This is a genomic window from Streptomyces sp. NPDC058051 (assembly GCF_042885475.1).
Lineage (GTDB): Bacteria > Actinomycetota > Actinomycetes > Streptomycetales > Streptomycetaceae > Streptomyces.
Genome location: NZ_JBHVRW010000003.1, coordinates 399834 through 422117, shown reverse-complemented (window position 1 = coordinate 422117; position 22284 = coordinate 399834). Strand labels below are relative to the sequence as shown.

21 protein-coding genes are annotated in these 22284 nt (G+C 72.2%); 11 read left to right on the top strand and 10 right to left on the bottom strand.

The genetic code is table 11. The features are described from left to right. Nucleotides 1-56: 56 nt before the first annotated feature. The 3 genes from ACFVUT_RS07505 to ACFVUT_RS07495 all read right to left on the bottom strand — a co-directional run bounded on the left by ACFVUT_RS07505 (nt 57) and on the right by ACFVUT_RS07495 (nt 2877). Nucleotides 57-917, bottom strand: a complete 861-nt coding sequence (locus tag ACFVUT_RS07505) for an alpha/beta fold hydrolase (protein WP_389643876.1) — start codon at nt 915-917, stop codon at nt 57-59. 140 nt (nt 918-1057) lie between these two features. After that, nucleotides 1058-1780 carry a class F sortase gene (locus tag ACFVUT_RS07500; protein ID WP_389643879.1) on the bottom strand — a complete coding sequence of 241 codons (723 nt, stop codon included), beginning with the start codon at nt 1778-1780 and terminating at the stop codon, nt 1058-1060. Between the two features lie 227 nt (nt 1781-2007). Continuing rightward, a complete protein-coding gene (locus ACFVUT_RS07495; protein WP_389643882.1) occupies nt 2008-2877 on the bottom strand; it encodes a hypothetical protein in 870 nt (289 codons plus the stop codon). 599 nt (nt 2878-3476) lie between these two features. Between ACFVUT_RS07495 and ACFVUT_RS07490 the strand changes: the two genes are divergently transcribed. After that, a complete protein-coding gene (locus ACFVUT_RS07490; RefSeq protein ID WP_389643885.1) occupies nt 3477-5495 on the top strand; it encodes a GTP-binding protein in 2019 nt (672 codons plus the stop codon). Between the two features lie 143 nt (nt 5496-5638). Further along, nucleotides 5639-8014, top strand: coding sequence for a HelD family protein (locus ACFVUT_RS07485; RefSeq protein WP_389643888.1), 2376 nt, complete (start codon nt 5639-5641; stop codon nt 8012-8014). A 151-nt stretch (nt 8015-8165) separates the two neighbouring features. On the opposite strand, the gene ACFVUT_RS07480 is transcribed toward ACFVUT_RS07485, so the two are convergent. After that, nucleotides 8166-9023: a tetratricopeptide repeat protein gene (locus ACFVUT_RS07480; protein WP_389643891.1), complete on the bottom strand. Its 858-nt coding sequence runs from the start codon at nt 9021-9023 to the stop codon at nt 8166-8168. A gap of 18 nt (nt 9024-9041) precedes the next feature. Then, complete coding sequence (locus ACFVUT_RS07475) at nt 9042-10043, bottom strand: GNAT family N-acetyltransferase (RefSeq protein WP_389643894.1); 1002 nt, start codon at nt 10041-10043, stop codon at nt 9042-9044. Nucleotides 10044-10160: 117 nt separating this feature from the next. Here ACFVUT_RS07475 and fdxA point away from each other — a divergent pair, with 117 nt between their 5' ends. Then, a complete protein-coding gene (gene fdxA, locus ACFVUT_RS07470) occupies nt 10161-10481 on the top strand; it encodes a ferredoxin (RefSeq protein ID WP_065490770.1) in 321 nt (106 codons plus the stop codon). 136 nt (nt 10482-10617) lie between these two features. Beyond that, on the top strand, nt 10618-11715 hold the full coding sequence (gene dapC, locus ACFVUT_RS07465; protein ID WP_389643898.1) for a succinyldiaminopimelate transaminase: 1098 nt from the start codon (nt 10618-10620) through the stop codon (nt 11713-11715). A gap of 137 nt (nt 11716-11852) precedes the next feature. On the opposite strand, the gene ACFVUT_RS07460 is transcribed toward dapC, so the two are convergent. Beyond that, nucleotides 11853-12239, bottom strand: a complete 387-nt coding sequence (locus ACFVUT_RS07460; protein WP_389643900.1) for an ATP-binding protein — start codon at nt 12237-12239, stop codon at nt 11853-11855. 366 nt (nt 12240-12605) lie between these two features. Beyond that, nucleotides 12606-13553 (bottom strand): hypothetical protein, encoded by a 948-nt coding sequence (locus tag ACFVUT_RS07455; RefSeq protein WP_389644803.1) that lies wholly within the window; start codon nt 13551-13553, stop codon nt 12606-12608. A gap of 61 nt (nt 13554-13614) precedes the next feature. Between ACFVUT_RS07455 and dapE the strand changes: the two genes are divergently transcribed. Next, a complete protein-coding gene (gene dapE / locus ACFVUT_RS07450; protein ID WP_389643902.1) occupies nt 13615-14694 on the top strand; it encodes a succinyl-diaminopimelate desuccinylase in 1080 nt (359 codons plus the stop codon). Nucleotides 14695-14791: 97 nt separating this feature from the next. Beyond that, the gene (locus tag ACFVUT_RS07445; RefSeq protein WP_389643905.1) at nt 14792-15541 is read left to right on the top strand and encodes a TIGR00730 family Rossman fold protein; all 750 of its coding nucleotides are present in this window, start codon (nt 14792-14794) and stop codon (nt 15539-15541) included. Between the two features lie 387 nt (nt 15542-15928). Here ACFVUT_RS07445 and folP read toward each other — a convergent pair whose 3' ends face one another. Beyond that, on the bottom strand, nt 15929-16801 hold the full coding sequence (gene folP / locus ACFVUT_RS07440) for a dihydropteroate synthase (protein ID WP_389643908.1): 873 nt from the start codon (nt 16799-16801) through the stop codon (nt 15929-15931). Nucleotides 16802-16929: 128 nt separating this feature from the next. Between folP and ACFVUT_RS07435 the strand changes: the two genes are divergently transcribed. After that, on the top strand, nt 16930-17418 hold the full coding sequence (locus ACFVUT_RS07435) for a DivIVA domain-containing protein (RefSeq protein ID WP_389643911.1): 489 nt from the start codon (nt 16930-16932) through the stop codon (nt 17416-17418). Then, nucleotides 17415-18002: a DNA-3-methyladenine glycosylase I gene (locus ACFVUT_RS07430; RefSeq protein WP_389643914.1), complete on the top strand. Its 588-nt coding sequence runs from the start codon at nt 17415-17417 to the stop codon at nt 18000-18002. Before ACFVUT_RS07435 ends, ACFVUT_RS07430 begins: the two co-directional genes overlap by 4 nt. 33 nt (nt 18003-18035) lie before the next feature. Here the strand turns inward: ACFVUT_RS07430 and ACFVUT_RS07425 are convergent, their stop codons facing one another. Next, nucleotides 18036-18848, bottom strand: coding sequence for an enoyl-CoA hydratase/isomerase family protein (locus ACFVUT_RS07425; RefSeq protein WP_389643917.1), 813 nt, complete (start codon nt 18846-18848; stop codon nt 18036-18038). 313 nt (nt 18849-19161) lie between these two features. Between ACFVUT_RS07425 and ACFVUT_RS07420 the strand changes: the two genes are divergently transcribed. Continuing rightward, a complete protein-coding gene (locus ACFVUT_RS07420; RefSeq protein WP_003966491.1) occupies nt 19162-19329 on the top strand; it encodes a DUF3117 domain-containing protein in 168 nt (55 codons plus the stop codon). Between the two features lie 280 nt (nt 19330-19609). Here the strand turns inward: ACFVUT_RS07420 and ACFVUT_RS07415 are convergent, their stop codons facing one another. Then, entirely contained in the window at nt 19610-20275 is a 666-nt protein-coding gene (locus ACFVUT_RS07415; RefSeq protein WP_389643920.1) for an O-methyltransferase, read from the bottom strand. Between the two features lie 180 nt (nt 20276-20455). Here ACFVUT_RS07415 and sigE point away from each other — a divergent pair, with 180 nt between their 5' ends. Both sigE and ACFVUT_RS07405 read left to right on the top strand, forming a co-directional pair. After that, nucleotides 20456-21214: an RNA polymerase sigma factor SigE gene (gene sigE, locus ACFVUT_RS07410; RefSeq protein WP_389643923.1), complete on the top strand. Its 759-nt coding sequence runs from the start codon at nt 20456-20458 to the stop codon at nt 21212-21214. Beyond that, nucleotides 21211-22236, top strand: a complete 1026-nt coding sequence (locus tag ACFVUT_RS07405; protein ID WP_389643926.1) for an anti-sigma factor family protein — start codon at nt 21211-21213, stop codon at nt 22234-22236. Before sigE ends, ACFVUT_RS07405 begins: the two co-directional genes overlap by 4 nt. The last annotated feature ends 48 nt before the right edge of the window (nt 22237-22284 follow it).

Here is a 22284-nt window from a genome sequence, read left to right as displayed (position 1 = left end):
AACAATTGACGCCACTGGTGCGGCAATTGGCGTGTTCTGTACTCAGTTCACCGGGCTCATGGCTTCAGAAGATGGTGTTTCCGCAGCCACTCCAGCGCCTGCGCGGCGGAGTGGAGCACCGAGATGTGTCCGTCGTCCGGGCGCCGCCACAGTTCGGCCGTGCGGCAGTGCCGCGCCAGCCACGCGCCGTGCGCCTCGGGCACGATCCGGTCGAGACCGCCGTGCAGGAGGAGTACGGGTGCGGTCACCTGGCCGGGGTCGAACCCCCAGGGGCGGACATAGGCCAGGTCGTCGTCCACCATCGCGCCGATGCCGTTCTCCACGCCCTTCGCGGCCACGGCTCCCAGCCACGACCAGGCGCCGTCCAGCGCCGCGTGATCAGCGGGGGTGAACATCTCCGGGTCGAACGCGGTCGCCGTCAGCAGTTCCTCCAGCGCCGCCCGCCCCCGGACCGACGCGCGCAGCTCGCCCGCACCGGCCGGTGCCATGCCCGCGAACCAGTCGAGACCCTCGGCGTCGAACGGTGCGAGCCCCGCCGCGGTGACCACGCCCAGGACCCGCTCGGGCAGCAGCGCGGCGCAGGCCAGCGCGTGCGGACCCCCGCCGGAGTGGCCCATGACCGCGAACCGCTCGATGCCCAGGGCGTCGGTGACCGCCGCCACGTCCACGGCGGCCGACGCGATGTCGCGGCCCGGGTGCGGGGTCGAACCGCCGTAGCCGGGCCGGTCGTACGACACCCACCGCATCCCGTGTTCGGCGGCGGCCCGGAAGAGGGGCTCGGGCGGCGCGCCGACGTTCGGCGTGCCGTGGTGCCAGACGACCGCGAGGCCGGCGTCGGCCCCTTCGGTGCGGGCGTCGTAGACATGCAGGGTCCGACCGTCACGCAGGTCGAGATCCGTCTCCGTCACAGTCAGCATGCGCCGAGCCTACTGACGGGCACGGACATGCGCGGGTGCTCGGCCGCCGCAGCCCCGAGCAGCCGCTGCGGGCCGAGCGGTCTTCCGGTCCACGGCGGCGGCCCGAGCGGTCTCCCGGCCCTGGGGCGCCCGTCGTGCCGTCAGCCGCTCTTGGAGGATTCGAGGTGGGCGAAGGCCACCACGTTGTCCTCGTAGTCCTTGGCGGTCCTGTTGTACGGGCCGCCGCACGTGATCAGGCGCAGTTGCGCGGACGACGTGTCGGCGTACACCCGCTTGTTCGGGAACTCCGCCTTCTTGAACGTCTCGACGGAGTCGACCTTGAACGTGGCGACCGAGCCGTCGCCACGGGTGATGTCGACCGTGGAGCCGGGCTTCAGGAACTGGAGCTGGAGGAACACGGCAGGTCCGGTCGTCGTGTCGACATGGCCCGCCACGACCGCGGTGCCGCGCTCACCGGGGGTGGCACCGTCCTTGAACCAGCCCACCAGGTTGCTGTCGTTCGGCGGCGGTGCGTTCAGCTGACCGGTGGGCCCGATGGCCAGGTCGGTGAACGGCGCGTTGACGGCGAGGGACGGAATCTGCAGCCGTTTCGGGACGGAACGCGTCATCGTCGGGCCGACGGCGGGCTCCGACGAGATGACGGGACGGGGTGCGCCGTGGGAGCCGAGAACCTCCGGTACCGGGGGTGCGACGAGGGTGGCGGGCGGGGTCGGCGGCTTGTCGTCGATCGTGGGGTTGATGGAGTTGTAGATGAGGAGTGCGCCGAGCCCGGCTGCCATGGCGGGCCACATCAAGGCGCGGCCTGGCGTGGTTCCGGGGGAAGTCCGGGAAGAGGTGGAGCCGGGCGACTGCGGGGCGGCCATGGGACGTGCCTTTCGGTCGTGCGTTGGTGCGCGTTGCGGGAGGGAAGAAGAGAGGCAGTCTGAAGGGAGAGGAGAGGCAAGCTGGGGGTGCGGGAGTGCGGGGCGCAGGAGGTGCGGGGGCGCAGGAGGTGCGGGGTGCAAGGGTGCGTAAACGAAGCCGCCGCGGCCGCCGCCCCGAGGGACGACGGCCGCGACACATGGAACGACCGGTCAGCAGTTCAGTCGGGTCAGGCGATCGCGCCCCCCGACGACTGGCGGCGGCGCAGCTTGTACGCACCGGCGCCGAGGCCACCGAGCAGCAGCACCGAGCCCGCGGCCAGGCTGCTGCTCGACATCGCCATCCCGCCGCCGCCGGTGTGGACGCCGCCCTGGGGCTTGCTGCCGCGCTTGCCGTGGCCGCCCTCGTCGTCGCCGTAGCCGCCTTCGTCGTCGCCGTAGCCGCCGCGGCCGCCCTCGTCGTCGCCGTAGCCGCCCTCGTCGCCACCGCGGTCGCCGCGGTCGCCGGCTACGACACCGGCCATGAAGCCGCCGCCTGCGTGGACGCCGCCCTGGGGCTTGCCGCCGCGCTTGCCGTGGCCGCCCTCGTCGTCGCCGCCACGGCCACCCTCGTCGCCGCCACGGCCACCCTCGTCGTCGCCGCGACCGCCTTCGTCGCCGCCACGGCCACCTTCGTCGCCGCCACGGCCACCCTCGTCGTCGCCGCGACCGCCCTCGTCGCCACCGCGTCCGCCGCGGTCTTCGGTGAGGGCGCCGGACATGAAGCCGCCGCCGGCCTGGACGCCACCGCTCGGCCGGTCGCCGCGGCCGCCCTCCTCGTCGCCGTGGCCGCCGCGGCCGCCTTCGTCGTCGCCGTAGCCGCCTTCGTCGTCACCGCGGCCGCCTTCGTCGCGACCGCCCTGGTCGGACTTTCCGTGGTCGGACTTTCCGTGGTCCGACTTTCCGTGGTCGGACTTTCCGTGCTCGTCACCGCGCGAGGACGAGGCACCGTTTCCGTGACCCGAGTCCTCGGCCGAGGCCATGGCGTAGGCGGAGGGACCAGTGATGGCAAGGACCGCTGTGACAGCGGCCGTAGCGAACAGTGTGCGGGCAGAGCGCATCTGAACACATTCCTTCCGCCGCTCACTGCGAAGAGTGACTGGGTGTCGACTCAGGGTGGCGCAGTAGCGACATGATCCACCGTTAGCCGAAATTTGATGTCGCGCCATCGGGGACTGCCGCATTGGAGCTAGGCTGTGGGGCTCTTCGGGTGGCGAAATGCGGATAATCACCCGTTGGTACGCACCGAATGCCGCCCGAGGTTTGGGTGGCGGTCGTCCACCCGTGTGCCGACTCCCGTGCAGGGGGCCGCGATCGCCCCGCCGGCCTGCGGTGGCCTTCCTGGCACGTCAAAGTCCTTCTCTGGACGGGGAGTTGAGCCGGGCTCCGTGCCGCATCCGGTACTTCCGGCGCGTGGTGCGTGCGCGGCACCAGGCCGGCCGCTGCCCGGATCCGCCTCTCGGATCCACTCCCCCGGAATTGCCCGGCGGCGAACGCGACGCATAGCTGTCCGATGCCCCGGCCGGTAATTCGGTTGTCGGGCGGGCCGCCCCCTGCTGGAATGCCCGCAGCACTCGATCGACCAAGGAGAAGATCATGCGCGGAACTCTCATGTTCATTCAGACGGAAATTGCCACCGATCTCGAAAACATGGAGTTTCGTGCACACGCTGAATCTGGGAATCCTGGCGCATGTCGACGCCGGTAAGACGAGCCTGACCGAGCGACTGCTCCACACCACGGGTGTCATCGACGAAATCGGCAGTGTCGACGACGGGAGCACCCGGACCGATTCTCTGGCGCTGGAACGGCAACGCGGCATCACGATCAAGTCCGCGGTCGTCTCGTTCGCCCTCGACGACATCACGGTCAATCTGATCGACACACCCGGCCACCCGGACTTCATCGCCGAGGTGGAACGGGTGCTGAACGTGCTCGACGGCGCCGTGCTGGTCGTCTCCGCCGTGGAGGGCGTACAGGCGCAGACCCGTGTGCTGATGCGGACGCTGCGACGCCTGCGCATTCCGACGCTCATTTTCGTGAACAAGGTCGATCGCGGCGGTGCGCGGCCCCGGTCCGTACTGCGCGGCATCTCCGAGAAGCTGACCCCGGCCGTGCTGGCCATGGGAGCGGTCGAGCACCCCGGTGGTCCCGGCGCCCGCTGTGCGCCGTACACCGCTGCCGACACGGACTTCACGGCCCGGCTGACGGAGCTGCTCGCCGATCACGACGACACGCTGCTCGCCGCGTACGTCGAGAACGCGGCGCCGCTCCCGTACAGCCGACTGCGCGAAGAGCTGGCGGAGCAGACCGGGCGTGCGCTGGCGCATCCGGTGTTCTTCGGCTCGGCGATCACCGGCGCCGGAGTGGACGCCCTGATCGGCGGAATCAAGGAACTGCTGCCGGCGGACGAGGGCGACGCCGACGGCCCGGTCTCGGGAACCGTCTTCAAGGTGGAGAGGGGTCCGGGCGGTGAGAAGAGCGCCTACGTCCGGATGTTCTCGGGCACGGTACGGACCCGCGACCGGCTGCCGTTCGGCCGGGGTGACGGACACTCCGAGGGGAAGGTGACCGCGATCAGTGTCTTCGACCGGGGCTCGGACGTGCGCGCGGCATCGGTCGGCGCGGGCCGGATCGCGAAGCTCCGGGGCCTCGGCGACATCCGGATCGGCGACGCGGTCGGCGCGGCGGACACGACCGCGCCGGGCCGCTGGTTCGCCCCGCCGACACTGGAATCGGTCGTGGTCCCCTGTGCTCCGGCGAGTAGGGGCGAGCTGCACTTCGCCCTGGCACAACTCGCCGAACAGGACCCTTTGATCAATCTCCGGCAGGACGACATCCGGAAGGAAGTGTCCGTCTCGCTCTACGGAGAGGTGCAGAAGGAAGTCATCCAGGCGACGCTCGCCGACGAATTCGGTATCGATGTCACCTTCCGCAGGACGACGACCATCTGCGTGGAACGGCCGAGCGGGAGCGGTGCGGCGTACGAGGTCGGCGATCAGGACCTCAATCCCTTTCTCGCGACCATCGGTCTTCGGGTCGATCCCGCCCCGATCGGCAGCGGTATCGCGTACCGGCTGGAGGTGGAGCTCGGATCGATGCCGTTCTCCCTGATGAGAGCGGTGGAGGAGACGGTCGCGGAGACCTTGGGGCAGGGACTCCACGGCTGGCGGGTCACCGATTGCGTCGTGACCATGACGCACTCCGGCTACTGGCCCCGGCAGAGCCACTCCCACGCCACCTTCGACAAGAGCATGTCGAGCACCGCCGGGGACTTCCGCCACCTGACCCCTCTCGTGCTGATGAGTGCCCTGAAGGAGGCCGGCACCACGGTGTACGAGCCGATGCACCGCTTCCGTCTGGAACTCCCGGCGGACGTGCTCGGCCCGCTCCTGCCCGTCCTGGCACAGCTGAACGCCGTCCCCGGGCCCCCGGCCGTGCAGGGTGCGGTCTGCGTGCTGGAGGGAGAGATTCCGGCGGTGCGGGTCCACGAACTGCACCAGCGGCTCCCGGCCCTGACACGCGGTGAAGGGGTCCTGGAAACCGACTTCGACTCCTACCGGGCGGTCGTCGGAACGCCGCCGGACCGGCCCCGCACCGACCGCGATCCGCTCAACCGCAAGGAGTACCTGCTGCAGACCCTGCGCCGGATCCCCGGACGTGGAGAGGACGGGCGCTGACGGGCCACGGGCCGGCCGGGGCCGCCCGCCACGCGCGGCCCCGGCACGTGCGCACATGCCCCGACCTGCACGGCTCCCGTTCCGCCCCGATGTAGGGCACCCTTGTCTGCCCCCCACCACCGCCCGCAGGGAGTCGGTCCACGTTGTCCAGAGCCGAGATCGCCCACGAACAGAACCATGTCGACAGACTCCACGCCCGGGTGGAGGCCCTGCGCGAACACGCCGGGCGGCAACTGGCCGGCGTGCTGCGCGAGACCGGCGGCACCCGGCAGGGGCGGCTGGAGCGGGAGGCCGCCGCCGCCCGTTACGCCGGACAGGTCGCGCGGTACGACGCCGCCGAGAACGGGCTCTGCTTCGGGCGGCTCGACCTGTGCGACGGGGACCGGCACTACATCGGCCGGATCGGGCTGCCGGCCGAGTCCGCCGACGACGACCCGCTGCTGCTCGACTGGCGTGCTCCGGCGGCCCGCGCCTTCTACGTCGCCACGCCCGCGGCCCCGCACGGGGTGCGCAGACGCCGCCACCTCACCACCCGGGGCCGGAAAGTCGTCCGGCTCGACGACGAGGTCCTCGACCGGGACGGCGTACCGGACAGCGAACTGACCGGCGAGGCCGCCCTGCTCGCCTCCCTCGACGCCGGGCGCACCGGCCGTATGCACGACATCGTGGCCACGCTCCAGGCCGAGCAGGACGCGATCATCCGCTCCGACCACCGCGGCGTCCTCGTGGTCCAGGGCGGGCCCGGCACCGGCAAGACCGCGGTCGCCCTGCACCGGGCCGCGTACCTGCTCTACACGCACCAGCGGCTGGCCTCCCGAGGCGTGCTGGTCGTCGGGCCGAACCCCACCTTCATCGGGTACATCGGCCAGGTGCTGCCCGGTCTCGGCGAGAACAGCGTGCTGCTGTCCACGGTCGGCGAACTCTTCCCCGGGGTCCGCGCCGACCGGTCCGAACCGGCACGGACCGCCGAGCTCAAGGGGCGTACGGACATGGCGGCCGTGCTCGCCGCCGCGATACGGGACCGGCAGGTGCCGTCCGGTGCCGGGCTCCAGGTCGAGTGCGACGGGGACATGGTCCGCCTCGACCACGAGGAGTGCGTACGCGCCGCCGACACCGCCCGCGCGACCCGGCTGCCGCACAACCTGGCCGCGCCCGTCTTCCGGAGCGAAATGGTGGACGCGCTCGCCCGGCGCTCGGTGGAAGCCACCCGCGCGCTCGCCGACCGTCTGGAGGCGGACATCGCCGACGTGCTCGACGAGACCGGTCTCGACCGTGCCGTACGCGATGACCTGGACGCCCTGCCGGGGCTGCTCGGCGACGACGACTCGGCCACCGCGCGGGAACGCACCGAGGCGCAGGACATCGCCGACGTCCGACGCCTGCTCGCCGACGACGCCGACGTACGGACCGCGCTCGACGCCCTGTGGCCGCCCCTCACCCCGCAGCAGCTCCTCGCCGGCCTGTACGCAGAGCGCCCCCGCCTGGTCTCGGCCGCGCCCGGACTCACCGAGGAGGAAAGGGAGTTGCTGTTCCGCCGTCCGGAGGACGGCGGCTGGAGCGCCGCCGACGTACCGCTGCTCGACGAGGCCGCCGAACTGCTCGGCCGGGACGACCGGGCGGCCGAGGCCGCCGCCGCGCGCGAGCGGGCCGAGGGCGTCGCGTACGCGCAGGGCGTCCTCGACCTCGCGGCGGGCGACGGAGAGGAAGAGGGGGAGGAGGGCGGCCTCGCCGGGCTGGTCGACGCACGGACCCTCGCCGACCGCCACGAGGAACGCGCCGTCCGTACCGTCGCCGAACGGGCCTTCGCCGACCGGAGCTGGGCCTTCGGGCACATCATCGTCGACGAGGCGCAGGAGCTCTCCCAGATGGCCTGGCGGCTGCTGATGCGGCGCTGCCCGACCCGTTCCATGACCCTGGTCGGCGATGTCGCGCAGACCGGCGACCCCGCCGGGGCCTCCTCATGGGCGTCCGCGCTCGCCCCGCACGTCGGCGACCGGTGGCGGCAGGCGTCGCTCACCGTCAACTACCGCACCCCCGCCGAGATCATGGCGTCCACCGCGGATGTGCTCGCCGCGCTCGGCCCCGGGCTCGAACCGCCGCGCTCGGTACGGGAGACGGGCGTCGCGCCCTGGCGGCTGCGCACCGACGACACCGCCCGCACCCTCGCCGACCTGGCCGCGAAGGAGGCGGCGGCGCTGGACGAGGGCAGGCTCGCCGTGATCGTCCCCGACGCGCGGCGCGACGAACTGGGCGCCGCGGTGGCCCGGGAGGTTCCGGAGGCGGTGTACGGGGACGAGCCCGACCTGGAGAACCGGGTCGTGGTCCTGGGCGTGCGGCAGGCCAAGGGGCTGGAGTTCGACTCGGTGCTGCTGGCCGACCCCGCGGCCGTGCTCCGCCGGTCGGCGCGGGGCCTGAACGACCTGTATGTGGCACTGACCCGGGCGACACAACGGCTGGGCATCGTGCACGAGGGGCCGGCGCCCGCGGTCCTCGCGGCGGTGGTGGCCGAACGGGACTGAGCCGTAGAGAGGGGCGGGGAGGGCGAGGCATCGGGCCTGTGCGCCGGACTGTGCGGCCGGTCTGTGCGCCGGACTGTACGGCCGGTCTGTGCGGCACCTGTGCCGCGCCCGCCCCGCTGGTTCAGCAACGCCCCCGCCGCCTGTTGCGGCACTAGTTGAGCAATGCCCGTGCCGCCCGCGCCCTCCGCCGGATCGCCTCCGCCGCCTCGGGTTCGACCCCGTCGACCACGTCCGCGTACTCCTCCATCTCCGCCGCCCCGCGCAGGAACTGCCCGCTCTGTACGAGCAACTGCGCCCGCTCGAAGCGCAGCCGGGCCGGGTGCGAGGGCAGCAGCAGCGACAGGTCCACCGCCCACAGCGCCACATCCGTCCGCTCCGGACGGGCCGCCGCCCACGCCCTGATGTTGTTCAGGATCCGCAGCATGATCTCCAGGGGCCGCGCGGGCACCAGCATCGACTCGTCGAGCGGTTCCCCGGTCGCCCCCGCCACCAGGAGCTCCGCGTCCTGCCCGGTCATCGGCCGGCCGCCGTCGAACGGGTCGGCCAGCACCCGCTCCGAAGGATCACCGAACCCGACGACGAAATGACCGGGCAGGGCCACCCCGTACACCGGAGCGCCCGCCCGCCGCGCGACCTCGATCCACACCACGGACAGCAGGATCGGCAGCCCTCGGCGTCGCCGCAGCACCTCGTGCAGCAGCGACGACTCCAGCCGCCGGTAGTCCGCGGACGAGCCCGCGAAGCCGCACCGTTCGCCGAGCAGTTCGGCCAGGGCCGAGGCCCAGGCGCGCCCGCCCCGCACGCCGTAGGGAAGCCGGCCCGCCAGCTCGTCCAGTTCGATCTGCGCCCTGTCGATCCCGTTCGTGTCCAACGCCGGGTCGGCCACCGCGCTCAGCAGCAGGCAGAGCAGCGCGAGGTCCGGCCGCTCGGCGCGCGCCTCCTCGGCGAACCGCCGGCGCACTTCGTCCGGGTCCGGTTGTCCTGGCTGCTCGGGGTGGTGTGGATTCATCGGGGTCGCCCGTCCCCGTCACGCCGGCCGGAAGTGGTGGTACAGGTGATGCACGACGAAGCCCATCCCCTCGTACAGCGCCCGCGCCGCCTCGTTGTCGGTCTCCACCTGGAGCCACGCCGCCGAGGCGCCCTCGTCCAGCGCCTGGCGGGCGAGCGCGGTCATCACGGCGGTGGCGAGACCTCGGCGCCGGTGCGCGGGGTCGACCTCGACGGCCATGAAGCCCGCCCACCGTCCGTCCACCACGCACCGCCCGATCGCCGCGGGCGCCTCGCCCGCGGTGTCACCGGGCACCGAGGCGAACCACACCGAGGGCCCGCCGCGCAGCACCTCCAGCACCTGCGGGTCCGGGGTCCGGGAGCGCTGATAGCGGGAGAGCCACCTCTCGTCGAGGTCGCGGCTCAGCCGCACCCGCGACACGTCCGCGTCCAGATCACCGATCGGTGCCAGCGCGGCGATCCGCACCTCCGCCGTCACCTCGCGCCGCCAGCCGCGCCGCTCCAGCTCCGCGCAGAGACGTTCCTGGGTGCCCTCGGCGCCGGTCGAGACCTGGACGCGGGCGGGCAGACTCCGCTCCCCGTACCACTCCTGCACGCGCCGCAGCGCCTCGTCGAGCGGCACGCCGGGATCGCCGAGCGGCAGCACGGAGTTGGCGCGCCGGGTGAAGCCCCCCGCGGCGCGCAGCCGCCAGTCGCCCAGCGGCTCGCTCTCCACCGGCGGCCAGGCGCGGGCACAGACGGACGCGAGCTCCTCGAAGGAGGCCGCGGGGCCGCGCCGCCGGGCCGGAGCGGCGGGCACGACCTTGCCCGCCACCAGCGTCGATTCGGCGATATTGACGGAATCGCCGCCCTTTGTTGTGATCGACAGCACACCGCTGTCCCATGATGTGAGAACACCGACCGTGTCGGTGAACTTCGGTCCTTGCGGGCCACGCTCCCAGGTGCGCCGGACTGATACCCGTTTGCCCACGTCAGCCGGTGTGATTCGGACTTCGAGTTGTCCGCCGATGGTGAATTCCACAGCTCTGTCCGCCCCTCCTGTTCGGTTAGTGCCCAGGAACGGAGATACTAGGTGCGGGCATCGACGACGCCGCGCTCCCGCGCGAGAGCCAACGCCCTACCGAGGAGGAACGACAGCGTGACCTACGTCATCGCGCAGCCTTGTGTCGACGTGAAGGACAAGGCCTGCATCGAAGAGTGCCCCGTCGACTGCATCTACGAGGGCCAGCGGTCCTTGTACATCCACCCGGACGAATGCGTCGACTGCGGAGCCTGTGAACCGGTGTGCCCGGTCGAGGCGATCTTCTACGAGGACGACACCCCGGAGGAGTGGAAGGACTACTACAAGGCGAACGTCGAGTTCTTCGACGACCTCGGGTCGCCCGGTGGCGCCTCCAAGCTGGGCCTGATCGAGCGCGACCACGCGTTCGTCGCCGCGCTGCCGCCGCAGAACCAGTAGTCAGCGGCCGCACGTGCGTCGTCCCGGCCCCGTACGGCTCGTCACCGTGCGGGGCCGGGACGTTTCTGCTCGCCCGGCCCGAGAGCAACCCTCGTGACACCGTACGAGCCGCCCTCGTACGAGAAAGCAGAGATCCGTGTCCGCAGTCTCCTCCCGCCTCCCGGTCTTCCCCTGGGACAAGCTCGCGCCCTGCAAGGCGACGGCCGCCGCCCACCCGGACGGCATCGTGGACCTGTCCGTCGGCACGCCCGTCGACCCGGTGCCCGAGCTGATCCGGCGTGCGCTCGTCGCCGCCGCGGACAGCCCCGGCTATCCGACGGTGTGGGGGACCGCCGAGCTGCGTGACGCGATCACCGGCTGGGTGGAGCGGCGCCTCGGCGCGGTCGGGGTGGCGCACGAGAACGTCCTGCCGGTCGTCGGCTCCAAGGAACTGGTGGCCTGGCTGCCGACGCAGCTCGGTCTCGGCGCGGGCGACAAGGTGGCGTACCCCCGCCTCGCCTACCCGACGTACGAGGTGGGCGCCCGGCTCTGCGGCGCCGAGCCCGTCGTCTACGACGACCCGACGGAGCTGGACCCGGCGGGGCTGAAGCTGCTCTGGCTGAACTCGCCGTCCAACCCGACGGGCCGTGTCCTGCCCAAGGACGAACTCATCCGGATCGTCGCCTGGGCACGCGAGCACGGCGTGCTGGTCTTCAGCGACGAGTGCTACCTGGAGCTGGGCTGGGAGGCCGAACCGGTCTCCGTACTGCATCCGGACGTCTGCGGCGGTACGTACGACGGCGTCGTCGCCGTCCACTCGCTGTCCAAGCGCTCCAACCTGGCCGGCTACCGCGCCGCCTTCATCGCGGGCGACGCGGCCGTGCTCGGCGAGCTGCTGCTGATCCGCAAGCACGGCGGGATGATGACGCCGGCCCCGGTGCAGGCGGCGACCGTCGCGGCGCTCGGCGACGACGAGCACGTCACCGAGCAGCGGACCCGTTACGCGGACCGGCGCGCCGCCCTGCGCACGGCGCTGGAGGCCCACGGCTTCCGGATCGAGCACAGCGAGGCGAGCCTCTACCTGTGGGCGACGCGCGACGAGCCGTGCTGGGAGACCGTGGCGTACCTGGCGGAGCTCGGCATCCTGGTGGCGCCGGGCGACTTCTACGGGGAGGCCGGTGACCGCTTCGTACGCGTGGCGTTCACGGCGACGGACGAGCGGGTGGCCGCCGCGGTCAAGCGGCTGGCCCAGTAGCGCCCTTCACGGCACAGGTCGCGTCGTCGAACCGCGGTCGTCCGCCCGCGGGCGGGGGAACGGACGTCGTACGTGAGGGGGCCCCGGGAGTACGTACTCCCGGGGCCCCCTCACGCATGAGGTGCGGGCGGACCGGATCAGCCGATCGGCAGGCCCTGCGTGGGCAGGGCGCCCTGGGTCGCGGCACCGGCGGCGCTGCCGAGGACCTGGCCCGCGCTGCCCGCGGCGTCACCGGCGGCGTCCTGCACGACGGGTGCGGCCTGGGCGCCTGTCCGGCCCGCGACCGGGAGGGCCGTCCCGACGAGCCTGCCGCCGGTCTCGCCCGCCGCCTCGGTGCCCTGCTGGGTCGCGCCGTCGACCGTCTTGCCGAGACCGGCGCCGTCGACGGTGGTCAGACCGCCGAGCTCCGGGGCCTGCGGGAGCTCCGCGGCCCCCGCGGCACCGGCCGCACCGATCACGGGGGCCGCACCCGCGGCGATCAGCAGCGCGGCACGGGTGATCCGGCGGGTCAGGGGGAGGGACATGATGCTCCTTCGACGGGGTGAGGAATGTGCTGTCCGCGGAACGGACGCCATGACAACCGTCGTGAGGGCCGGGGAGGTTGCGGTGGGCCGAGGTAAAGAGTCGGCAATACGTCACATAATCCGCAACGGAGGAACCCGGACGGACGCCGCATTCCCGGTAGGGCCGATGAGTCGTCGCATCCCTTGCGCCACAAGGAAATCCGGTGCGTGGAGGAGGGGTGGTGGGAGGCGATGCGCCGAGTGCCGTACGGAAACGGCCGGATCACCCTTGGCGACGATCGGGCGCACTGGTGAACGAGTCGCGAAACCAGTGCCGTGACCGGCGACGACGGCCCCGCGTCCACGCCGCGCCGGTTGAAGATCGAGTCAGGGCACGAGATACAGGCGGACCTCGGTGGTGCGCGATGCGTTACGGTCCGTCCGCCAGCCCGACTCGGCCTCCCAGACCCGGCCCGCGTACGTGACCTTCTCCAGGCCCAGCGTCTCGGACTGCGCGACCGCCCACTGAGCGAGCTCCCAGCCGCGCCGTGCAGGGTCGTCGCTCCCGGTGCTGCCGGCCGCCCGCACCGGCACCGAGACCGTGCTCGTCGCCGCCGCACCGGCCGCGGCCCCGTCGTCCCCCGTCGGCGCCTTCTTCGCGGGGAGCACGTCCTTGCCGAAGGCGCGCACCAGCTCCGCCCGCACCTTCGCCGCGTCGGCCTTCGCCGCCGTCGCCCGCGGCGGCGCGCAGTCCAGCGTGGCCGGTGCACGGCCCGTCAGCGCGGCCGCCAGCAACGTCGCGTCCGGCTCGTGCTTCGCGTACGCCTCCGGGAAGCCGCTGCGCTGGACCCGCTGCGCGGCGTCCGTCAGCGGCAGCCGCTCGTAGTCGGGCACCTTGGCCAGGTGGCGGTAGAACTCCCCCGCGGAGTAGACCGGGTCCAGGATCTGCTGCTCGGTGCCCCAGCCCTGCGATGGGCGCTGCTGGAACAGCCCGAGGGAGTCCCGGTCGCCGTGCTCGATATTGCGCAGCCCGGACTCCTGCAACGCGGTCGCCAGCGCGATCGTCACCGCTCGCTCCGACATCCCGCGCGAGGTGCCCACGGCGGAGATCGTCGCGGCGTTCGATGCCTGCTCCGGCGTCAGCCGATACGTGTGGCCCTTGTCGGCCGAATCGTCGGCAGACTTCACGGTGCACCCCTCGATGACCCTGCTGCCCGATATGTACTGCATGAGCAGGTAGCCGGCCAGTGCGGCGAGCACGACAAGGGCGGCCGTGACACGGAAGAGACGGCTGCGGCCGGTGTGTCGGCGGGCGGGGGAGACGGTCCGGGGCACGGGGCCACCGTACTGGAGTGCCCCGCCGGGGCCGATGGCCCAGTCCCTTAGGGTCGGTTCCATGCCTGAAAGCAGCCTTGACCTCACCCTCGCCGGCCCGGCGCTCACCGCCCGGCTCGTCGACTTCCCGTCGGTCAGCGGGCAGGAGAAGGAGCTCGCGGACGCGATCGAGTCGGCGCTGCGCACCCTCCCGCACCTGACCGTCGACCGGCACGGCAACAACATCGTGGCCCGGACGCACCTGGGCCGTGCCGAGCGCGTCGTGCTCGCCGGACACATCGACACCGTGCCGATCGCCGACAACGTGCCGTCCCGGCTCGACGAGAACGGCGTGCTCTGGGGATGCGGCACCTCCGACATGAAGTCCGGCGTCGCCGTGCAGCTGCGGATCGCCGCCACCGTGCCCGAGCCCAACCGCGACCTCACCTTCGTCTTCTACGACAACGAAGAGGTCGCCGCGCACCTCAACGGGCTCGGCCATGTCGCCGACGCCCACCCGGACTGGCTGGAGGGCGACTTCGCCGTCCTCCTCGAAGGGTCCGACGCCGAGGTCGAGGGCGGCTGCCAGGGCACCCTGCGGGTCTTCCTCCGTACGGAGGGGGAGCGGTCCCACTCCGCACGCAGCTGGATGGGGTCCAACGCCATCCACGCCGCGGCCCCCGTCCTCGCCCGCCTCGCCGCGTACGAACCGCGCAGGCCGGTCATCGACGGGCTCGAATACCGCGAGGGCCTGAACGCGGTACGGATCGAGGGCGGCGTCGCCAACAACGTCATCCCCGACGCGTGCACCGTCGTCGTCAACTACCGGTACGCCCCCGACCGCGGCCCGGAGGAGGCCCTGGCCCACGTCCACGAGGTCTTCGCGGACTGCGGCGTCGTCGAATTCACCGTGGACGACCACTCGGGTGCGGCCATGCCCGGCCTCGCCCACCCGGCGGCCAAGGCGTTCATGGCGGCGGTCGGCGGCACCGCCCGCCCCAAGTTCGGCTGGACCGACGTCTCCCGCTTCGGCGCCCTCGGCGTTCCCGCGGTGAACTACGGCCCCGGAGACCCGCTCCTCGCGCACAAGCGCGACGAACACGTGAAGGTCGACCGGATCACCCACTGCGAGGAGCGGCTCCGCTCCTGGCTCACCGGCTGACCCACGGCATTGTCCTGCCGGTAACCTCCGTCGATCTACCCTGAGCTGACACGGATCGTCATCGATCGTCGTCGATCGTCGTCGGAGGGAGCAGGTCATGGGCAACCCCGAGGGAGCGCACATCCCCGAGGAGCAGCGGCAGGGACCGGTACTGCGCCGCAGGGAGCAGGTGCAGCCCGGAACCACCGATCAGCGGCTGCTGGACACCGAGGGCGACTCCGAGTGGGTGCACACCGACCCATGGCGGGTGATGCGCATCCAGTCGGAGTTCGTCGAAGGATTCGGTGCGCTGGCCGAGCTGCCGAGCGCCATCAGCGTCTTCGGCTCGGCCCGTACCGAGCCGGGGGGGCCGGACTACGAGGCGGGTGTACGCATCGGCAGAGCCCTGGTGGAAGCCGGCTTCGCCGTGATCACCGGGGGCGGTCCCGGCGCGATGGAGGCGGCGAACAAGGGGGCGCGGGACGCGAAGGGCGTCTCGGTCGGCCTCGGCATCGAGCTGCCCTTCGAGTCGGGCCTCAACCCGCACGTGGACATCGGCGTCAACTTCCGCTACTTCTTCGTCCGCAAGACGATGTTCGTGAAGTACGCCCAGGGCTTCGTCGTCCTGCCCGGCGGCCTCGGCACCCTGGACGAGCTCTTCGAGGCCCTGACCCTCGTCCAGACGGGCAAGGTCACCCGCTTCCCGATCGTGCTGTTCGGCACCGCGTACTGGAGCGGGCTCGTGGACTGGCTGCGGGACACGGTGGTGGCGCAGGGCAAGGCGTCCGCGCACGACCTGCTGCTGTTCCACGTCACGGACGACGTGGACGAGGCGGTCGACCTCGTGACGAAGGAGGTCGGCCGGTAGCGCCGGGAGGGACACCGGTCGGGGCCCGTCCGGCGGCCGAGCAGGGAGTTCTGAGAGGGCCTTGAACGGGTCCTGAGCGGGTCCTGAGCGGGTCCTGAGCGGGTCCTGAGCGGGCCCCGGAGCCCCGGACGCGGGAAGGCGGGAAGGGGTGGGCCGGAGGCGCCGAGTCCGACCCGTGGGCGCCCCGCCCCTCGTCCTTGGCCCCCCTTGGCCTCGTCCTTGGTCGCTCCCTTGGCCTCGCCCGTGGCCGAACCGGCCGTCTCTCCGAGCCGCGGGGTGCGGTGACCGCCTCTCGGACCTCGGGCAGACAGGCCGGTCGTCTCGCGCCCCGGCTGCGCCCCGGCTGCGCCCCGGCTGCGCCCTGGCTACGCCCCGGCTGCGCCCTGGCTACGCCAGGCCCCTCCGCGCGACCGCCGGCGCTCGATGCCCGGCGATCGACGCCACCATGTCCAGCACCTGCCGCGTTTCCGCGACCTCGTGCACCCGGTACACCTGCGCCCCCAGCCACGCCGACACGGCCGTCGTCGCCAGCGTCCCGATCACCCTTTCCTTCACCGGCCGGTCGAGCGTCTCGCCGACGAAGTCCTTGTTGGACAGCGATACGAGGACCGGCCAGCCGGTCTCCGCCATCTCGCCGAGCCGGCGCGTCGCCTCCAGCGAGTGCCGGGTGTTCTTCCCGAAGTCGTGACCGGGGTCGATCATGATGCCGTCCGGCCTCACCCCGAGGGCCACCGCGCGCTCGGCCAGCCCCACCGTCACCCGCAGGATGTCCGCCATCACGTCGTCGTAGGCGATCCGGTGCGGCCGGGTCCGCGGCTCCGCGCCGCCCGCGTGCGTGCAGACCAGGCCCGCGCCGTACCGTGCGGCGACCTCGGCGAGCTTCGGATCGACGCCGCCCCACGCGTCGTTCAGCACATCCGCGCCGGCCTCGCAGACCGCCGCACCCACGTCGTGGCGCCAGGTGTCCACGCTGATCACCACATCCGGGTGGCGGCGCCGCACCTCCGCGACGAACCCCACCGTGCGACGGGCCTCCTCCTCGGCGGTCACCTCGTCACCGGGCCCCGCCTTCACACCCCCGATGTCCACGATCGCCGCGCCGTCCGCGATCGCCTGCTCGACCCGGGCCAGCGCCGGCTCGTCCCGGAACGTCGCGCCCTGGTCGTAGAAGGAGTCCGGGGTGCGGTTGACGATCGCCATGATCACTGGCTCGTGCGCACCGAATTCACGCCGCCCGAGCCTGAGCGCACCGCTTCGCATCCCGTGTTTCTCCTCTGGTAGATCGCTCCACGGGCCGCCTGGTGGATCGTCCCGTGGGTCGCCTGCGACCCTAACTGTCACTGCCGCATGGCACGATCGGACCTGGACAGGTTTCCGCTTCCGGGGAGATGCACGTGTTCTGGTTCTTGCTGCTGGCGATGGTGGTGGTCGTGGCCGCGGTCACCCTCGCGGTGGTCGGCGGGGGGAAGAGTGCCGTTCTGCAGGATGTGGCGCCCGAGCACCTCACCGACCCGCTGCCCGCGTCGCGCCCGGTGAGCCGGGCGGATGTCGAGGCGCTGCGACTGCCGGTGGCCGTGCGCGGCTACCGCATGACGGATGTCGACGAGGCGCTCGCCCGGCTCGGTGCCGAGCTCGCCGAGCGGGACGCGCGGATCGCGGAACTGGAGTCGACGCTGGCCGGCGCGCAGGCGACCGCGGTCGGCGGCGACCGGCTCCTCAAGCGGCCGGAGGACCGGCCGCAGACACCGGGGGAGCGACCGCAGCTGACGGGCGAGCGGCCCGAGGACCGTCCGAGAGCACCGTGGGAGGCCCCGGGGCAGGCGCCCGTACAGGAGCCGCGGCAGACGGAGCGGCCCGGAGAGGAGCCCCGGCGATGAGCGGCGGCGCGGTAGCGGCTCCGGACGGCGCCCTGCGCTGTCCGTGGGGCCTCTCCACCGAGGACTACCTCAGGTACCACGACACCGAATGGGGCCGCCCCGTCCACGGGGACGACGCCCTCTTCGAACGGCTCTGCCTGGAGGCGTTCCAGTCGGGGCTCTCCTGGCTGACGATCCTGCGCCGCAGGGAGGGCTTCCGCTCCGCCTTCGCCGGGTTCAAGATCCCCGCTGTGGCGGACTTCACCGACGCGGACAAGGAGCGCCTCCTCGCCGACGTCGGCATCATCCGCAACCGGGCGAAGATCGAGGCGACCCTCGCCAACGCCAAGGTGCTCGCCGGCTGGCGCGCCGACGAGCTGGACGAACTGATCTGGTCGCACGCCCCCGACCCGGCCGGCCGCCCGGCCCCGCGCACCCTCGGTGACGTGCCCGCGGTCACCCCGGAGTCCACGGCGCTGGCCAAGGACCTCAAGAAGCGCGGCCTGCGCTTCGTCGGTCCCACAACGGCCTACGCCCTGATGCAGGCGTGCGGCCTGGTCGACGACCACCTGGCCGACTGCGTGGCCCGCGGCACCGGGGCGTAGATCAGGTCGCCGGAGCCGGTGAGCCCCTCCGGCCTAGCGGCCGAGGTACTTCGGCCGCTCCTTGTCCAGGAACGCCTGCACCGCGATCGCGTGGTCCTCGGACACCCCCGCCTTCGTCTGCAACGCGTCCTCCTTCTCCAGTGCCTCCCGCAGCGTGTGGGCGGCGCCGTAGGCCAGGGACTCCTTGAGCGCCGCGTACGCCACCGTGGGACCGGACGCCAGGGTGCGGGCCACGGCGGCGGCCTCCGCGGCCAGGTCGGTGGCGGGCACCAGCTTGTTCACGATGCCCAGCGCATGGGCGTCCTGCGCGGAGATCGAGCGCGGGAAGAGCAGCAGGTCGGCGGCGCGGCTCTGGCCGATGAGACGGGCCAGCGTCCAGGAGACGCCCGAGTCGGCGGTGAGGGCCACCCCGGCGAAGGACGTGTTGAACGAGGCGGTGTCGGCGACCACCCGGTAGTCGCAGGCGAGCGCGAATCCGAAACCGGCACCGGCGGCGACGCCGTTCACCCCGGCGACGACCGGCTTGGGCATCTCGGTGATGGCCCGCACGATCGGGTTGTAGTGCTCCTGCACGGTGCTCAGCGCGTTGCCGCCACCGGACTCCCGGGCCTCGGCGAGCTTGCCGACGTGCTCCTTCAGATCCTGGCCGACGCAGAAGGCCCGCCCGGTCGCGGTGAGCAGGACAGCCCGTACGGCGGTGTCGGCCGCGGCGGACCTCAGCGTGTCACGGAGCGCGACCTTCGCCTCGGTGTTCATGGCGTTCATCGCGTCGGGACGGTTGATCGTGATCGTCGCGAGTCCGTCGCTCACTTCGTAGAGCACACTGTCCGCCACTTGATCGGCCATTTCGCTGTCCCTTCCGCGCCTCGGGCAATGCCTGTCCAGGCAAGCATGGCCGACCTGGGCCGGAGCGAACATGTGACCTGCGTCTAACAATTGCGCCCCGTTGGAGGGGCGAAGGGGACGGAGTATCGCAGCTGGATCGCCGAATTGGGTGGTTTTGAGTGAGCGCGTTGCGCAAGCGATGCCGACCGATGTTGGTCATCGGGGCCGGTCATGCGGGATAATAGGCAGGAAGCAACGTGTTCGATGCCGGTGACACAGCGCCTGTCATGGGGCCGCCGGTTGTTATGAGCTGGTTTCAGGAAGGGGAACGAGCATGGCGGCCATGAAGCCGCGGACGGGCGACGGCCCGCTCGAGGTGACAAAGGAGGGGCGGGGCATCGTCATGCGCGTTCCGCTCGAAGGCGGCGGTCGGCTTGTCGTTGAGCTGACTCCGGACGAGGCCGATGCCCTCGGCGACGCCCTCAAGAAGGTCGTCGGCTGACCAGAGGCGCCCACACTTCACACTGCCCCTGCACGATGTCCGTGCCGGGGCAGTGATGCGTCTGCGGCCGGCCGCTCGCGATCCCCGGCCACGCACGGATCTTGGCGGGCAGTATCTCGGCCGGGCACGGATCTTGGCAGGCACGATTCCCGGTCATGCGCGGATTCCCGGCCGGGCGCGATTCCCGATCGGCAGGATTCTCGTCCGCTCGCGCTGTCCGGCCGGGCGCCGGGCGTAGGCCCGGATCACGCCGTCAGCCCCGTCAGCCCCGTCAGCCCCGTCAGCCCCGCCGTACCGCGCACAGCAAGCCGTCGCCCACCGGCAGCAACGTGGCCATCAGCTCCTGGCTCTCCCGCACCGCACGCAGCAGCTCCCGCAGTCGCAGCACCTCCGCGGGCTGCGCCGCCGAGTCGACCGTACGGCCGTCCGCGAAGACACCCTCGAAGCAGACGAGGCCGCCCGGTCGCAGCAGGCGCAACGATTCAGCGAGGCAGTCCAGGCTCTCCAGCCGGTCGCCGTCGCAGAACACGAGGTCGTACCCGCCGTCCGCGAGCCGCGGCAGTACGTCCAGGGCGCGGCCGGGGATGAAGCGGGCCCGATTGGTGGCGAACCCCGCAGCCCGGAACGCCTCACGGGCGAACTGCTGGCGCTCGGGCTCGGGGTCGACCGTGGTCAGCACGCCGTCGGGCCGCATGCCGTGCAGCAGATACAGCCCGGACACGCCCGTCCCGGTGCCGATCTCCGCCACCGCCTTGGCGTCCGTCGTGGCAGCGAGCAGGCGCAGCGCGGCGCCGGTACCTGGTGACACCGAGCGGAGCCCTGCCTCCCGGGCCCGGTCCCGGGCCCAGCGCACTGCTTCGTCCTCGGCGACAAAGGCGTCGGCGAACGCCCAGCTCGTCTGCCGGTTGGCGGTAATGACGCTCTCCTGTCCCCGTAGTTGGCGCAACCGTGACTGTATCCGCTGCACCCGGGAACCCGCAGATGGGACCAGGCGTTATGGAGAGACAGGGGAGAGCGCGTGGAATCGGCCCGCAGGTCGGGTCCGGGAGCCACGGGCTGTGAGGACGGGGTGATCCCCGGCCCCAACAGGAAAAAGGCTTATCCGGAGCTAACGGGCGAGGTGGCTATGGTAGGGGCTCCACTGGACACCACCAGAGCCGATAGGGGAGGTGCGGCTGCGCCTGTGGATCGGAGAGGAGCGCTGCGGCGCTTCCTCGGATCGGCGGGTGAGCCGAAATCCGTGACCAACATCGCTGACCGTTCTTCCAACGACTCCGCACCGACCGCGACCTTCGCCTCAGATGCGGAATCCCAGGCGTGGACGCCGCCCTCATGGGAAGAGATCGTCAGCACGCACAGCGGTCGTGTCTACCGCCTTGCCTACCGGCTGACGGGAAACCAGCACGATGCGGAGGACCTGACGCAGGAGGTCTTCGTGCGCGTGTTCCGGTCGCTGTCGACGTATACGCCGGGCACCTTCGAAGGCTGGCTGCACCGCATCACGACCAACCTGTTCCTGGACATGGTCCGTCGTAAGCAGCGGATCCGCTTCGACTCCCTCGGTGACGACGCCGCCGAGCGGCTGCCGAGCCGTGAGCCGTCCCCGCAGCAGGTCTTCAACGACGCCCACTTCGACGCGGATGTGCAGCAGGCGCTGGACACCCTCGCGCCCGAATTCCGGGCTGCCGTCGTGCTCTGTGACATCGAGGGCCTCTCGTACGAGGAGATCGCCGCGACGCTGGGCGTGAAGCTCGGCACCGTGCGCAGCCGCATCCACCGCGGCCGCTCGCACCTGCGCAAGGCGCTCCAGCACCGCTCGCCCGAGGCCCGTGCCGACCGCTCGCTGGCCGGCGCGCTCCTTGCAGGGGAGGGCGGAACGGCGTGAGTGGCACAGTCCCGACCCCCGCGGAACAGCACCTGGGGGACCGGCTCGCCGCGCTGGTCGACGGCGAACTGAAACACGACGCCCGCGAGCGGGTGCTCGCCCACCTCGCGACCTGCACCAAGTGCAAGGCCGAGGCTGCCGCCCAGCGGCGCCTGAAGAGTGTCTTCGCACAGTCGGCCCCGCCCTCGCCGTCCGAGGGCTTCCTCGCCCGCCTGCAGGGCCTTCCCGGAGGACCCGGGGGTGACGACGACAACCGGGGGAAACCATTCGGCGGCTCCGGGCGCTTCGCCGACGGGCCCTTCCCCGTGATCCAGCCGTCCGGTAGCCGCTCGGAATCGCCGCAGGACGCACCGCTGGGGAGATTCGGCTTCCTTCCGGCCCCGCACGGCTCGACGGCCGTCCTGCCGGGAGGCTCCGCCCGTTCCGGCTTCCGGATCCATGAGGTGGGCCGCGAGGCGGAGCGGTCGCCCCGGCGCGGCCGGAGGTTCGCCTTCGCAGCCGCCAGTGCCGTGTCGCTGGCGGCCATCGCCCTGGGCGGAGCCCTGCCGACGGGTGCGGGGTCCGGCCCCGCCCGGGCCGCGGGCGGCGGAAACGCGGTGAACCCGCTCGACGCCACGACCCGCAGCGAGAGCGGCACCTCGGCGAGCCGTCGCGGCGGCGGCAGCCAGGGCGCCCTGGGCGCGACGGAGGCGAGCGACCGCTCGACCGCCGCCGCTGCCCCGCCGTCCCCGGTACCGGAGCCCGCGACGACGGCGGTCGCCCCCGCCCCCACCCTGCTCTCCACGGGAAATCTCGCGGGGAACGCCCTCGCCGTGCACCTCCTGAGCAATGTCTCCACGCCCCCTCTGATACGCCCGACCGGCACCACCCCGCTCTTCGCCCGGGTGCTCGGGCGGCTCGCCGCACAGCCCTCGGAGTCCTTGCCGCAGCCTTCGTCGCAGCCGTCCTGGACGCCTCCTCCGTCGGCCTCGGCGCTGCCCACCCCCGCCGACCGCCGTCTGCCACTTTCCGCCCAGCGCTGACCGGAGTCTGCGCAGACATGCGCGAACCTGGTTGAATTCTGGGAGGAA